The organism is Vibrio sp. (genome assembly GCF_047973365.1).
Classification (GTDB): Bacteria; Pseudomonadota; Gammaproteobacteria; order Enterobacterales; family Vibrionaceae; genus Vibrio.
The window spans coordinates 1-15,731 of sequence record NZ_JBKEBW010000049.1 but is presented as its reverse complement, the minus strand read 5'-3'; the positions used below and the strand labels follow the sequence as shown (position 1 = coordinate 15,731).

The following is a 15,731-nucleotide window of genomic DNA, read 5'->3' as shown; positions in this document are numbered from 1 at the left end:
TTAAAAGGTTTACTATTCAGTCAGTGCAGTAGATAACAATTAGGTACAACAGATGAGCACCAATAAAAAAACTGAATTCATTCGCAATCAGATTCTTCAACAAGTAAAAAATGGTAACACGAATCCAGCGACTCATATTGGTGAATCATTTGGCATGACTCGTCAAGCTGTGAATAGGCATATCAAAGCACTAGTTGATGAAAGAAAACTTATATCAAGTGGCACAACTCGTAGCCGTGTTTATTCTATTGGCCCTATTCGCGATGAAGTTCAATCCATTAAATTAGACGGTAACGTTGCAGAAGATTTAGTTTATAGAAAGTATTTCTCTTGGGTAACCGACGATTTACCTAGTAATGTTGAAGGCATATTGTTTTATGGGTTTACCGAAATGGTAAACAATGTAATAGATCATTCTGAAGGTCGAGAATGTATAGTTAATATGCATCGAGATACTAATTCGGTAACATTGATGGTAATGGATGATGGTGAAGGAATCTTTAAGAGAATCGCTAGACTTTGTCATTTAATTGACGAAAGACAAGCTATTTTGGAATTATCGAAAGGAAAACTAACAACAGATCCTGAAAATCATTCTGGTCAGGGTATATTCTTTACTTCGAGAATGTTTGATGATTTTGTCATTGAATCCAAAGGACTACGGTTCGATCATCACCATAATCAATCATATGATTATTTGAATGAAAAAGAGAAACACGATTTTGTTGAAGAATTATTAGGAACTTGGGTTGGTATGAGAATTTCTATAGATTCAAGCAGAACGGAGCTAGAAGTATTTACTGAATATACAGCTAGCGAAGATGATGACTACGCTTTTAATAAAACGGTGATCCCAGTGAAATTAGCACAATTTGGACAAGAGCAGTTAGTGTCTCGAAGTCAAGCAAAGAGACTACTGGCTCGAATAGAAAATTTCAAACATGTCATATTCGATTTCGAAGACGTAAAAATGATTGGTCAAGCCTTTGCAGATCAGATATTTAGAGTCTACAGAAATATGAATCCTGATATTCACATTCGCTATAGAAACGCTGCTGTGGATGTAGAGAATATGATAAAACGTGCTGAATCAGAAATATAAAACGATCAAAAACGAACGATCGCGCTCGACACTTCTCTAAAAATCCCAATCTAAAATAACCGTGAGTACAGTTCCCCAAGGGCTGTGCTCAAATATAACCCTACCTTAATTTTTTGCGTATCAAATTGCACATCCCACAACTTAAATTCTTCGAGCCTTCTACCTAGCAAATACATTTGCTCTCAATTTTGCAGAACACACAATAATTTTATACTTCTGCTTGGACGTAAAACGTTTGCGTAATCGCTAACCTTCTATTTCCTCAATATTGAGGCTTTCATCACACTTTGACTCTTGGTATATTGGCGTCCGTTAATCAACTTAGACCATTCGAGGCACGGAGCTCCCTCATTTATCTCACGACGAGAAGATTGGTACCGGTGATACCAAGTCCGGCATTTAAAGAGGGTCTATATAATGGATATGCAAACTATTGAAATCATGGGTTACGCAGCGTCAATCATGGTTGCTATTTCTCTAACTATGAAAGACATCGTAAAACTTCGTGTTTTAAACTTTATCGGTTGTGCGCTGTTTGCAAGTTACGGTTTAATTATTGGTGCTTTACCAGTCGTTGCTGCAAACACCTTCATCGCGGTTGTCAATGTATATTACTTAGTGGCAATGTACCGAGAAAAAAAAGCAACTGAAGCGGAAGGCATTCAAAACCTAGCTTAACTTTTGCATACATCTGAATAAAAAAGCCCAAGTGTTATACTTCACTTGGGCTTAATTTATATAAATAGCTCTTTAAACCAATCCCATATTCCGAATGAAAATCCTTTAAAAATATCAATACCCAGTGCAGACTTAATTAAGTACAAAGCGAGCATTGCCAACAGGAAGATTGATACCAAGCCGACTAGTACCAACAGCGTGAGAATAACATGAACAAGTTTTGAACGTTCACGTACTTGCCGACGGTGGTCTCTGCCACATAGAAAAACGAAATAAAAGCGCTTACCAAACCATGATACGGTTTCTCGTATATCGATGGAATGTCTTGCTGCTAACCCCATTGATTTTACAGCATGCTCTATTGCGTGCTTTTGTTCATCGTTTAACGATTTTGCAATATCACTATCTAATGTGTGATAAAAATGCTTAATGACTCTGTCTGAACGATTGTGAGACGACACTAATTGATTACCCGCTAGCTACTTTAAACGTACCGCTTTTTTATAAACGTTAAGAGTTTGAGCGGCAATCTTCTTCCAGTCATACTTTTCCAAGTAAGTGGAGTAATCCACTTCCGTTTGCTCAGGAAGGCTCTTAAGTTTACTGGCTAACACATCCACATCACCAACCGGAAAATAACTTTGCTTATTTAAGCCCACTTCTGCATTTGCAGCAATATCGCTCACTATCGTTGGCAACGAAAAGGACATAGCTTCCAACAAAGCAATCGGTAGTCCTTCATGATAAGAAGGCATTACAAACAACCGAGCTTGCGAGAAGAGAACTTTCAGCTCATCACCTTTAACAAAACCGGTCATTTTAACCCCCTTGGTATTGCGCGCTTTAGCCTTAAGTTCCGAGCTATAAACCGTTTCATGATCGGTATCTCCAACCAATACTAGCGGTATTGTTAACCCTGATTTCGCATAAGCATCAATGAGATCGTGAAAGCCTTTTTCTTCAACAAATCGCCCAACAGCCACTAGGTAGCCCTTAGATTTGAGTTCATGATTCGCCAAATGTTTTTCAATAACAGCGCTATCTAAAGGCTGTACTTCAAGCACACCGTTGTATATCAAATTTGCATCATAACGCTGGTACTTGTCTTTAATAATATTATTGATCACATCCGATATCACGATCACTTCGTTCGCCCACTTTGAAGCAAACCTTTCACCCAATTGCAGAATTTTCTTAGCAAATCGCCCCCATTTCTGACGATCGTAGTCTGGTCCATGATGGGTAAAGATGACTTTTTTACCCATCAGACGCAGTAAAGGAACAACCAAACCCGGGCCGATAGCATGTACATGAACCACGTCTGAACCATCGGTCAGGGTTGAAAATGCCGCTAATGTGGAATGCAGAATAGCTTCAAGAGACTTCTTCTTTGGCGCCCAAATAGCCTTGGTTTTGACACCTTGGTATTCAGATTGTTGATAAGAGACATAAGGTGAACGAGCAATAACACATACTTCGGCACCAGATTGCCTAACGATTTCTGGATACAGATGTTGACAGTGCGTTTCTACACCGCCAAGCACATCAGGAATTCCACGGGTACCCAACACAGTGATCTTCATTGTCATTTTAGTTCTCACTTAGTAGTTCTTGGTACAAGTTCATTAACGTATTTTCATGGCGCGCTAACGAATATTTGTTTTCTAAACGCTGACGGGCACGATGTCCGAATTCTGTAACCTGCTCTGGGTGTTTTGCAAAATCGTCCATCACTTTTGCTAGAGAATCTGGGTTGCCTGATTCAAATAAACGTCCTTCAACGCCTTCTCTAACCTGCTCTGGGATGCCACCAATATTTGCACCAATAATCGGCTTGCCGTAAGCCATGGCTTCAATAACCGACATTGAACAGTTTTCGTAACACTCAGAAGGCACAATCACCGCACTGCACTCTTTTATCAACTGATGCAACGAATCACCACTTTGGAAACCGAGAAAATCAATGTTGTCGTAATTAGAAACTAGCTCATTATAAAGAGGACCATCACCAACCACTTTCAAAGGTATCAGTTGCTCAGAACGTTGATATGCTTCGGCCAAAGTCGCAACACCTTTCTCGACACTTAAACGCCCTAAGTAAAGAAAGTAACGCTCGTCTCTCACGCCATTTCTGTCAACATGCTCGTCAATACCATTGACAACAACATCAATACGGTTACATGGCAATTTTTGCCGAATAATGTTTGCCAAAAATTCGCTTGGAGAAACAATGACGTCTACGGCTTGATAATTTTTGGCAACAGCTTGATATGTCGCTTCTAGAGACAATAACGCACTCTTAAAGAGCGAACCTTCCTGACAACGATATTTAAATGCGTTCCATACCGAACCTTGCAAACATGCTTCACAGGTATGACCGTCACGATACATAGTGTAGCTAGGACAGGCGATTTTCGTGTCATGCACGGTCAGTACTGTTTTGCAGCCCAAAGACTTTGCGACCTTGATTATCGACGGTGTAAGCTGATGATAAATATTGTGAAAATGGACAATTTCAGGCCGTTCTTTGGTAATCAAGGTTTTTAGCTTTTCGCAAGCCTCGCTGTTATGGATAAAGTTAATGGCGGTTCTAACGCTATCCATTAAGCTCTGTTTGCCGTCGTGATAATCGACGTTTGAGACGAAATAGTCACTGTAGGCTGACGTAATGTTTTTTTCATGGCTCATAGAGAAATCGATGATAGTGGCACCAGAACGCTCTAACATTTCCCGCTCTTGAAAGAACACCGTTTCAGCGCCACCTTTCATAAAGAAGAATTTATTTACTAACAATATTTTCATTGTTCTTCTCCTTTAATGACTCGGTTATCTGGTGCTTGGTTAGGATCGTTTAAACGGCAACTTAAACCACGAATAAGTCCAGCAGAAAACACACTTAAATTGATCACACTTTGTAATGCATCTTTTAGCGAGCGGTTTTTTAACGCTTTTAGCGTAAAAAAAGCGATTAATGGCAACAAAACGACTGCAATAACCTTGGTATGGAATGTGAGGATAGAGATAGCCAGAATCAGCAAATAAAGAGTAAAGATGACTTCGTTTTTTACCACTTTTAATGCGTCTTTAAAATGTGGCTTTCCCCAAGCACTTTTTAATAATTCGCCAGAGGCAAACAAATAGCCAGTTCTCCAACGATATTTCATCAATTCGATGGAAGACATGTCATAAGAAGTATGAGAAAAGTATGGGATAGCCAAACGGTGTAGTTTATACCCGGCATGTTTTAAGCGCATGCCAAGTTCCGCCTCTTCATAGGCATGAAGATTGCGGTTAGTTAAGTAACCTATTTGTTCAATCGCTGAGCGTCGATATAAACCACCGCCACCTAAGTGAGAAGTATCTCCTACAGGGTAGATCTTATGCAAACGCTGCTTGCGAGATTTAAACTCGTAGCTTTGTGCATCATCCATCTCAACCATACCTGCAACACCAGCACAATCTCTATGTGTATCCAGATAAGCGATACCCTGCTCTATAAAACCTGGCGCGAGCTCCATATCACCATCCATCAGCAGCAGAAACTCACCTTTAGCGTGCAGATAACCTAATTGATGTCCGACACCGCAACAGCGATCATCACCATTCACTAAGGTAGCAACGATAGCACCGTATTCTAACGCGATGGACTGAGTATCGTCAGAAGACAGACTGTCTGCGACAATAATCTCATGCGAATAATCAGATAAATTCTCGCGGATACTGGTAATGGTCTTGGCGATCCCAGCCTGTTCATTATACGTTTTGATAATGACACTAATTTTGATTTCTTCACCCATAGGAAGGCTCACTTATGGTTAAAACTGACTTCCGGATAACTAATGCTGCACCTATTGAAAAATAGAACAGAAACTGAAGCATAGGTACTATCATCAGAGTTTGACTGTATGGAAGACTCAACAAGCCTGCCATACCAAATGCAATAAACGCTGGTTGGAAAGAAAGCAGACGTACATCTTCTGCCGTTATCTGCTCTCTTGGAATGTGTGGTTTTGGCATAACAATATGAAGCGCGTAGCCTATGGCTCCGAAAAATAATAAGGTGCCTACTAAACCTATTTCCCAAAGCAGCATGCTCAGTGAGGTGGAATCCAAGAGCACATTAAATATGATGTTAAGAAATCCAGGAGCAACTGTGCTGCCTCGGTTAGTAGCATTCAGTCCGTAGCCAAACAACTGGCTGGGTAATCCCCATAAGTCACTGTGCTCTCCCCAGAAAAATATTGTTGTCATCCGGCCTAACTCGCCCGTGTCTTCCATAATGTAATTGGCGTCAAACACATAGGAAAGAGAGTCGATAAATATGTCCAACGCACCTTTGTCTGAGTTTACAGCAAAAGCAGAGGAGTAAGACGCAGCCAGTATCATGATGGCTAGCGAGATCAGCCCAAACAGACCACCGATGATCATCAGCGCAGTTTTCAGATCCAGACGTTTCATTCCAGTAAGATAGCTTGGAGAAAACCAGACAAACACAAGCAGAAATGGTGAGATCAATATGACGAATTTTACTTCCCCTAATACGCAGAGGAAAAACGCTGCAATGATGTGCAATCCGGTATTCAACTTCGATGCGAGACCATGTTTATATTCTGAAAGCTTGAGCAGCATAATCAGCAAACAGAAAAGCCCCATCACAGCGGTATTCCCACCTTTCATAGGATCACCGCCAAATGTGCCAACTACTGCATCCCATTTTTCATATTCACCACGAAACGCAACGCGTTTAGGCAGCACAATAAGAATTTGATACAAGATAACGGGAAACTGAATATAGAAAACCCAGTAGAGTGTTTTGGTAATTCGATATATTTGAGATTCGCGGACAAATCCGAGCAGCAAGCAAAACATGAGGAGAGAAATTGCTAACTCGTTTTTCATTCCGACAATCGTTACCTTAATACCACTTTGCAATAGCGTTGAAACGATTGCTAGGGCAAACAAGCTAATAAACAGCACCAACACGACTCGTTCTTGATGGTCCAGGTAAAACACGCTGTAACGGGTCTGCATGATCAGAAACAGAACCATTAAGCACATCATTAGAAACGGCAACCAAAGCACAGCTCCTATCCCTGTGAAATATTGAACCGTTCCACAGAGTATTAGAGTAGTTAATGTGACGACTTGAAGATAAAGTCCGCTATTTAGACTGAGGTTCACTTTGCCTCCATTCCATCTCGCATCGAACGGGCTCTTTGATTCACTTTCAAATAAATGAATGCATAACGTACGGCTGAAAGAACAGAGTACGTTATTACAGAATACGCATAGTCGTTGTAGAAATACGGTAAAATAACAAATGCAGCAATAACAACGGCCAGTTGTTCAATTTGAATACGTAAGAAATACTTAGGAGAGCCAAATACTAGCTCGATAACCGTTAGAGGACAAATCGCAAGGGCTGGGAATAAGTATGGCAACATGTAACGTGACGTCGGAATCGACTCGACCCACTCATGGGTAATCCAGTTTCTCGCCGCAGCAAATTCCATCACTAACGGATAAAAGATAAACACACCTGCGGTTGCGATGAGCCCTAGGGCGAAAAGAAGTTTGCGAACTTTAATAAACTCAGGAAAGTTAAAACGTTGGTTACGAAAATCAAGCGACCATTTAGAGAAAATGGAATTGCGGACCGCATTGCCAATAATCACCACTGGCGATAGACAGAAACGACTAACGATGGCGAAATAACCCGCCGTAACCGCAGAAAACCAGTAATTGATTAGCACCGTCGGCAAATTACTGTTTGCCATTGCCAGAACTTCAGCGCTACCGATACTGATAATGTGCTGCTTATTATGCTTAAAGAACTCGCGATTAGCCGACCACGACCATTGTTTCCAAGCCATGCGACGAAATGGTATCGAATAGAGCAACCATAAAAAGACAATAGCAATCAGTGTCATTGCCCAACTCCAATAGAGGAGCTCAGCTGTGGGGGTAATTAACACACACACCAATACCAAAGCAGAAGCTAATAGGCGTTGAAATGCCAATAGCGTCATCTTTTCATCACGTAGTAACAGGTTCTCTGAAACCAAAATCCAGGCATGAGCTAACGTAAGCAAATAATAGAGCGCAAAAGGCTTATCAAACAACCAAACAGTCACCCCTGTAAATGGAACGGCCAGAACCGTTGTTTGGATAATACAGAACACAACATTTTGCGCTAAATGTTGATCTTGCTGTTTAGGAATCAAAAGCTGTGATGCAAAAGTACAGATCTGTGCGCCAATCAACACAATGCTGTATACCATGGCATAGATCCCGACCTCATCCATACCATATCGGTTTGATACAAACCAAATGGACGATGCCCCAATCACTTGGGTAAGCATCGAAGAGCTGGCAATAGTCGAAATACTTTTGATTAACCCCATGGCATTAGCCCTTAGCTAAAAGTGCTGAAAAACTACCTTGAGCAATAAACTGCTTGCTCTCTTCGCTTTGAAGATTGTCAGCCTGAACTCGGTTCAATACCGCACCAATAGTTGTGATATCCGGTTGATTCAATTTCTGAATATCTTGACGAATTTCCGGAACCGAACGCAACGCGGCTTGCATCACCACGATAACGCCATCCATAGTTTTCGCCGCTAATTGGGTATCTTTGTTATCTGTCAAACTAGGCAAATTCACAACGACTCGCTGGTAAAGATCAGGCAACTCTTGCATCATTTGCACGAACTGATCGCTGGCAAAATAGACTAATGGTGACTGTTCAAGGGTTCCGCGCGGAAGAAAATCCAGCTTGTCATTAAGCGTAATGATAAGTTCTTTATCACTCATTCCAGAAGGCGCACGGTTCCACTGAGCCGCGCCTCGCAGTTCATTTACTTCCATTTCTGGGGCAGATTCTGCTAAAAATTCTGGCGTTAGTGATGATGATAACGATAAACCTGTATTACTGCGAAAATCGAGATCCAACAGTAATGTTTTATGGCTGCGGCTTAAGCTGTCTGCCAATAATTGCGAGACGAGCGTTGCCCCTTCTTTGTTAGTGCTTGATGCAACACCTATTGTATATGCAACTGGTGATGCCAACTGAATCGCCGTCTTGATGCCGTGGAAAGACTCCATCGCAAATGGATTGCTTCTGATTAGATTCACCAATTCACTTCTGTCTTCTGTCTGATCCATTTCAGGCAAGTCTGCCAATGGCTTCAAACCTAATTTTTTCAACACATGGGTCAGGTTATAAATCTTCTGATCCATAGCCGCCCGGATAATGACGTAAAGTGTAGACACAGCAAAAGACATAATAAAGACCATAGCCAGCAACAGTACTTTATTGGGTTTCGCTGGCGTTCTTGCTACCGCTGCTGGGTCATACAGAATCGCATCGGGTTCACGATAACTGGAAGAAAGCTCCTGCTCTTTACTGCGTAAGAACATGTCTTTATAGAGATCTTCCGTTTTCTGTAAATCGGTCTGCATACTCTCATAAGCATCACGCTTGGCAACCATTGCTTTGAAACCATTTTTCTGCTCATTGAGCAGAGCTTTGTAACGGTTTTCTTTCGCTAGTTGCGCTTGATACTCTTTGTACAGACCTAGTTTTAACTCAACTAACAATCGGCGAAATTGCAATTCAATCGCTTTAATTTGCGCTTCGGCTTCGAGGATTTTGTTGTGTTTGGGACCATAACGGTTTTGCAGATCGAACAGCGTTCGCTTTGCTTGAATCATCGCAATACGTAAGTCCTGTAATTGCGGGTGGTTGGAGATTTCAGGAATAGCAGCTAGATCATCTAATGGAGCATCAATGCTTTGCACCACTAACTCGTATTGAGATTGCGCCAACATACGGCGTTCAGTCGCATTGGCTAAGCGTTCAGTCATGATACTGAGTTGCTGAGTTTCAAAGCCATCAATGCCTTGAAAGGTGATTAAGCCCTCTTTGTTAAGAAACAGCTCCATCTCCTTTTTCTTTTTCGCCACTTGTTGGCGTAGATCTTCCATCTGCTGCTCATTCCATTGCTGAGCAGCTTTCACTTTCTCAATTTTTTTATCTACGGAATAATCAATGAACGCTTGAGCAATGCCGTCGGCAATACGAGCAGCTTCTTCTGCATCATCAGCTTCATAAGAGACATTAACAAGCTGAGTTAAGCGCACTTCTGATATAGAGAGGTTTTTACGAATATTTTGCACCGTCGCTTTCATTAAATCAGCTTCGGTCATTGGTAATTCTCTTATGCTATCGTTAACAGTCACGCCACCGTTATATCGAGGATTTTCATTAAGTTTTAAATCCCGGATAGCCTTCTCTAACACCACACGAGACTGCATCAAATTGAACTGAGTAATGTAATAAGGAGAGCGAGTTGAATCGTAACCATCAACATTTTCGATAGGTGTCGCGTTATCTTCCTGCGCTTTTAAAAGTACCGTGGCAGTAGAAACATACTTCGACGTCATACCAGAGATAAGCGGAAAACAACCACCTGTCACCACCACAGTGAACAGCAGTATTTTCCACCAGTTTTTCTTTAATGTTTTTAGGAATGGCGCAAAATCAATACTACTTTCCATCTTTTGACCACTTTCTATCATACCAACTGCCATATTAGAAAAAACTCTGCTCTACAATTACGGTATCGCCAGGCTGGACAGGGTGTGTCAGCTCGACGTCTTCAATAACTTCATTGGTGGCCCCAGAACGAATACTGATGTCGTCTCGGTCAGCGCGATCGGTAAAACCGCCAGCAATCGCAATGGCTTGCTCCACTGTTAATCTCGGTTGGAACTCATAACCATTTGGTGATGTCACTTCACCAAAGATATAAAACAGACGAAACGCTTCCATATTAATGGTAACTGAAGGGTTCAACAGATAATCCCCTCTCAAGCGATCTTCAATTTCAGTTTCAATTGCACTTGGTGGGCGTCCTGCAATCACCACTTCACCGATATACGGAAAGTTCACCACACCAGATTTGCTGACTTTGAATTTCATCGACATATCAGGCTCACCGTAAACGATAATTTCGATTCTATCGCCTGTGCCTAATAGGTAATCATCCAAGTTTTGCTGTGCTTGGGAATTAGTCTGCTGAGTCGATGACGGCTGCTCATCATGAACTTTTGAATTATCTTGCACCGCTTGCTCTGCCATTATCGGTAATGACATAACGAAGGTGAGAAAAAATACCAACCATGTACGCATCTATATTTGCACCCTTAACTGCAACTCGACATAAGATTGGTCGTAACCTAATCGCCTTATAATCGAGTACTGATCAAATTCACCGATGTGAAGTACATCTATATCTTCATTTGAACTGAACTGTTTCCACTGATAGTTCATTTCAAAACGTATCGACGGTCTGAAGTCATAACCCACAGCAAATTTCGCTGTTTGAGTTTTATCAAATCGATTACTGTCCTCCATACGATAATCTTCCGTCTCATATTCATAACTTAGTGTGGTAGAAAACCTATCTACCCACCAATAATGCTGCCAAGACATGCCGTATATGCCATCAAGAATGTAGCCACCCTCTTGTCTTGGATCTTTCACCCGTTGTGAAGTGTGTAATGTCCATATGTCATGTCTATAGGGCTTCCACTCCATCGAAGCGTTCCAGTTTGCACCTAAAAAACTTTCTGAAGCGGTGTTTTCAGGAAACGCTTTGTACAAAGCAGCGATATCTGCCTCAAGGGTGGTTTTACCGCTTCTCACACTCTTAATACCAAACAAAAGATAGTATTCGTTGCTATTTTTTTTCTTGTTCGCCTCATAGTGACGACGGTTAGTGATCAAACTGTATCGAAATCGACTGTCATCACTGTATTGATCGAATAGCTCTACTAAACCTGTCGTTTCTTGCCACTGTTGTTCCAGCACATATTGATAGAAGGCGCGATCCGCTGTTCGAATATGGGCTTTATCTTCATAATCAAAAGACTTAGTTTGCAGCATCACATCCAGCTTTCCTCGCCCTTTCGGCGCGCCGTAGCTGTAGCGGAGACTGGTATTGAACTGCGAATACTTTAAGCCTGAATCACCGAAGCCATATTGTTCCATCTGTGATTGATTAAAACCTTCGGTTAAACCAAGCCCTCTTTCTTCTGCGCCATACCCCTGCTGAATGTTCCATTTCAAACCATGCTTTAAGCCGTAACGCCAATAGCCATCAAACATCATGAAATGACTGTCTGAATCATCTTCATGCGAATCGTCATAGCGGTTGTAACTTCCCTTATACATAAGAAGATATTGATCTTCGCCTCGCTGACCTATCGCTTTCAGCTCTGGTGAAACTGTCCAATAATTTGATTCAATTTTATCCTCATCATCAATTTGATAAGTTACGTTGTCACCAACCCCATACGCGGTATCAACACTGCTTTGAAAATCAATACCAGCAATACCAATATGAGATTTTGCTTTCAGATCTGCCTGAACGGCGACAGGAACCAACAGAGCAGCAACACACAGCAGCCTAGTATGCAGTTTCACTCACAAAACCTTTGAAAATCGTCAAAAAGATAATTTTGAAATCAAGCCATAATGTCCAGTTCTGCATGTATTGAATATCGAACTGGATACGCTTTTCCATCTTATCGACCGTTTCCGTCTCGCCACGATAACCATTGATCTGCGCCCAGCCGGTAATTCCAGGTTTGATTTTGTGTCGAATCATGTAGTTGTCGACTATCTTTCTATACTCTTCATTATGAGCAACCGCATGCGGGCGAGGGCCAACAATAGACATAGAACCTTGCAGCACATTAATAAATTGAGGTAGCTCGTCTAAAGATGTTCTGCGAATGAAGGAACCGAATTTGGTAACTCGTGGGTCATTTTTAGTTGCTTGCGTTACTACTTCACTGTTTTCCATCACTTTCATCGAACGGAACTTCCAAACTTTGATTTTTTTACCACCTAAGCCATAGCGATCTTGTTTGAAAAGTACCGGGCCAGGAGAACTCATCTTCACGCCAATAGCGACAGCCAGTAACACGGGAGAGATCATCAGAGTAATGATTGAACCGATAATAATGTCTTCTACCCGTTTAATTACCGCACCAACGCCATCAAATGGAGAACCAAAGACACTGAATGTTTGTACACCATTCACTGATTTAACTTTCGAAATACTGATGTTGTAGGTATATAAATCAGGAACCAAATAAGTATCTACGGTACTGTCAGAAAGTTGCTCAAGGTAATGACGGATTCGATCTTTTGCCACCATAGGTAAGGCAACATATACCTCGTCAATTTCTCCTTTGCGCGCCTTTTCCAACAGACCATCAACCTTGCCGTTATAAGGGATTTTAGTGAGATACCCAAAACGCTGTTCGCCGCGGTCGTCATAGTAAGCAACATCAATATCATTTAGGTGGTATTCGTTCAGGAGTGAACGAGAAATCGCAATGCCTGCCGGTGTCATACCGATGATAGCAATACGCTGTTTTTGGTTCATTTTTTGACGGAAGATTCGAACAGACGCAATAGGAATAAGACGAGCTGCAAGCAAAACACCATAAGCAAGCAGATACCAAGAAATGAAAACGGTAGGATTTAAATTGGTGATAGTGACGCCATCAACATTCTTGAAAAAGTACTTTACAACTTCCATCACTAGTACTGAAATCGTTAAGGTTGCAAGCAAGCGAAAAAACGAAGCTCGAATACGTCGTAAAGTACGGTAGCTATAGAGTTTGCAGTACTCACCAACCAACAGGAAAATAACTGAAAAGATAAATGCAGCTAAAATATCAATCGCCGTTTCATGATCACCAAGAGATTCGATAATACTCGTCAACATCAGGTTGATAAGCAGGAAATCGACCATTTTTAACAGTGTTGCGTAGCCATCGTCCGCCAACTTCAATACTTTTCTTGGTGTCATATCCCTACCGCCTTAAAGATCAAAATTCTATGGTTCTATCCTAGACCTAACTCGTGTGGTCATCTCTTTGTTTTAAAGATATAAATGTCACAGCATCAACTCTATGTAATTCTAGAAGAAGTATGATTAAACGCGGCTAAATTGCCGCTACAAGCATGGCAAAAACAAATTTGCCACAGGTTGCATATCACTATAGATATATTTTACCGAGCATTCAATCGGTTGCAGAGATTATCCCTATTTTAGACTCACATTACCACGCCGACATAAGTAGGTTTTTTCTTATATTTGATACTGATAAATGATAAATGATAATTTAAATTTGACTCATTTTTGAGACATCAAAAAGAAACAACCTGTTTGCTTGCAAAATCGTGCTAATGATCCACCAGTATGCTAGACATCTATCTCTTTTAAACATGCCATTTTGGAAGAATAGGCAATACTGAAAGAAGATTTTGCATTCTCTTTTCCATATTGTGTTACTAAAATATCTCCTATATTGAACGTCATCTGCATTTTATGCGGGTGTATAATACGGTTAGCATCAATGCTATTCAGAACGCTAACTGCAACTCTCAACAAGGGTGTGACAATGCAACTCGATTTTTCCTACTACAACCCAACTACCATTCACTTCGGTAAAGACTCACTCGCTAAACTGGACAGTGAACTAGCAAAATATGGTGACACTGTAATGTTGGTCTATGGTCGTAATGCGATTAAATCAAACGGTCTTTACGATAAAGTCATCGCTAGCCTAACTGCAGCAGGTAAAAAAGTGGTTGAGCTTTCTGGCGTGATGCCAAACCCAACTTACAGCAAAATGATGGAAGGTGCTGAGCTTGTGCGTGAGCACAACGTTGACCTCATTCTGGCAGTCGGTGGTGGCTCAGTGGTTGACTGCGCCAAAGGTATCTCCGTCGCAGCATACTGTACGGACCAAGACCCATTCCAAAAATACTGGTTGGAATGGCAAGACGTTTCTAATCAAGTGGTACCTGTCGCCTCTATTCTGACCATGGTTGGTACCGGATCAGAAATGAATGGTGGCTCTGTTATCACTCACGAAGAGAGCAAAACCAAAGCGGGTCGTGTGTTCCCACCTATCGCTTATCCTAAGTTTTCTATTTTAAACCCAGAATACACCTTCACTGTATCAGAGTACCAAATGGTAAGTGGCGTATTCGATACCATGTCACACTTGATGGAACAGTATTTTTCTGATCAAGGTGCCAATACGACTGATTACGTCATTGAAAGTTTACTGAAGTCTTCAATCGATAATCTACGCGTTGCGCTTAAAAATCCCCAAGATTACGAAGCACGCAGTAACATCATGTGGAACGCGACCTTGGCACTCAACACCGTAACCGGTCTTTCTAAGACTCAAGACTGGCAAGTTCATATGATTGAGCACCAGTTAGGTGCTTATACCGACTGTGCACACGGTATGGGGCTAGCGGCTGTTTCTCTGCCTTACTACCGCCTAATCTACAAATTTGGTTTGGATAAGTTTGTACGTTACGCGACTCAGGTTTGGGGTGTCTCAGCACAAGGCAAAACCAAAGAGCAGATCGCGCTTGAAGGGATTGATGCACTGGAAGCGTTCACTAAAGAATGTGGTATCGTCACCTCACTTGAAGAATTTGGCGCAACCAAAGAGATGCTGCCAAAAATTGCAGAATCTACTGTTATTCTGGGTAATGGCTACAAAAAACTGACGACAGAAGAAGTGCTGAGCATTCTTGAAGAGTGTTACTAACACTCCTCTTTGTTCAGGGTTCATAGACGAGAAACGCTAGCAATGCTGGCGTTTTTTTGTTTGCCCAGCAAAGCTGGCAAACCCGTCCACTTGAAAGAAAGTGGAGTCACCCTGACTAAGGGGAAGACAATCCGAATGGCAAGGGCGTCACGGGCTAACGGTGGGGTCTGAAGGAAGCCATAGGAAGTTAGATGTACACAACTAACCGTAATCTGTTTCGGCGGTACTGGTGGGTAAGCGTCCAAAATAGCGCAAAGCCCAATACTTAGTCAGACCAATACTGTGATTGAGGGTGGGA

General features: G+C 41.6%; 13 protein-coding genes. 3 read left to right on the top strand and 10 right to left on the bottom strand.

What is annotated here, in order from left to right:
* Positions 1-52 precede the first annotated feature (52 nt).
* Together ACK5MF_RS06780 and ACK5MF_RS06775 are read left to right on the top strand one after the other, a co-directional pair.
* Entirely contained in the window at positions 53-1,102 is a 1,050-nt protein-coding gene (locus ACK5MF_RS06780; RefSeq protein ID WP_416920600.1) for an STAS-like domain-containing protein, read from the top strand.
* Positions 1,103-1,519: 417 nt separating this feature from the next.
* The gene (locus tag ACK5MF_RS06775; RefSeq protein WP_416920598.1) at positions 1,520-1,780 is read left to right on the top strand and encodes a hypothetical protein; all 261 of its coding nucleotides are present in this window, start codon (positions 1,520-1,522) and stop codon (positions 1,778-1,780) included.
* Positions 1,781-1,836: 56 nt separating this feature from the next.
* Here the strand turns inward: ACK5MF_RS06775 and ACK5MF_RS06770 are convergent, their stop codons facing one another.
* The 10 genes from ACK5MF_RS06770 to ACK5MF_RS06725 all read right to left on the bottom strand — a co-directional run bounded on the left by ACK5MF_RS06770 (position 1,837) and on the right by ACK5MF_RS06725 (position 13,668).
* Entirely contained in the window at positions 1,837-2,241 is a 405-nt protein-coding gene (locus tag ACK5MF_RS06770; RefSeq protein ID WP_416920596.1) for a hypothetical protein, read from the bottom strand.
* Positions 2,242-2,259: 18 nt separating this feature from the next.
* On the bottom strand, positions 2,260-3,369 hold the full coding sequence (locus ACK5MF_RS06765; protein ID WP_416920594.1) for a glycosyltransferase family 4 protein: 1,110 nt from the start codon (positions 3,367-3,369) through the stop codon (positions 2,260-2,262).
* Position 3,370: 1 nt separating this feature from the next.
* Complete coding sequence (locus ACK5MF_RS06760) at positions 3,371-4,582, bottom strand: glycosyltransferase family 4 protein (RefSeq protein ID WP_416920592.1); 1,212 nt, start codon at positions 4,580-4,582, stop codon at positions 3,371-3,373.
* On the bottom strand, positions 4,579-5,577 hold the full coding sequence (locus ACK5MF_RS06755) for a glycosyltransferase (protein ID WP_416920590.1): 999 nt from the start codon (positions 5,575-5,577) through the stop codon (positions 4,579-4,581). The genes ACK5MF_RS06760 and ACK5MF_RS06755 overlap by 4 nt, the downstream gene beginning before the upstream one ends.
* Complete coding sequence (locus ACK5MF_RS06750) at positions 5,570-6,829, bottom strand: capsular biosynthesis protein (protein WP_416920588.1); 1,260 nt, start codon at positions 6,827-6,829, stop codon at positions 5,570-5,572. Before ACK5MF_RS06750 ends, ACK5MF_RS06755 begins: the two co-directional genes overlap by 8 nt.
* 128 nt (positions 6,830-6,957) lie before the next feature.
* On the bottom strand, positions 6,958-8,184 hold the full coding sequence (locus tag ACK5MF_RS06745) for a lipopolysaccharide biosynthesis protein (RefSeq protein ID WP_416920586.1): 1,227 nt from the start codon (positions 8,182-8,184) through the stop codon (positions 6,958-6,960).
* A gap of 4 nt (positions 8,185-8,188) precedes the next feature.
* Complete coding sequence (locus ACK5MF_RS06740; protein ID WP_416920584.1) at positions 8,189-10,339, bottom strand: GumC family protein; 2,151 nt, start codon at positions 10,337-10,339, stop codon at positions 8,189-8,191.
* A gap of 34 nt (positions 10,340-10,373) precedes the next feature.
* Positions 10,374-10,922: a polysaccharide biosynthesis/export family protein gene (locus ACK5MF_RS06735; protein WP_416920677.1), complete on the bottom strand. Its 549-nt coding sequence runs from the start codon at positions 10,920-10,922 to the stop codon at positions 10,374-10,376.
* A gap of 51 nt (positions 10,923-10,973) precedes the next feature.
* Positions 10,974-12,269 carry a capsular biosynthesis protein gene (locus tag ACK5MF_RS06730; RefSeq protein WP_416920582.1) on the bottom strand — a complete coding sequence of 432 codons (1,296 nt, stop codon included), beginning with the start codon at positions 12,267-12,269 and terminating at the stop codon, positions 10,974-10,976.
* Entirely contained in the window at positions 12,253-13,668 is a 1,416-nt protein-coding gene (locus tag ACK5MF_RS06725; protein WP_416920580.1) for an undecaprenyl-phosphate glucose phosphotransferase, read from the bottom strand. Before ACK5MF_RS06725 ends, ACK5MF_RS06730 begins: the two co-directional genes overlap by 17 nt.
* Before the next feature lie 595 nt (positions 13,669-14,263).
* Here ACK5MF_RS06725 and ACK5MF_RS06720 point away from each other — a divergent pair.
* Positions 14,264-15,433, top strand: coding sequence for an iron-containing alcohol dehydrogenase (locus ACK5MF_RS06720; protein WP_416920578.1), 1,170 nt, complete (start codon positions 14,264-14,266; stop codon positions 15,431-15,433).
* Positions 15,434-15,731: the final 298 nt, after the last annotated feature.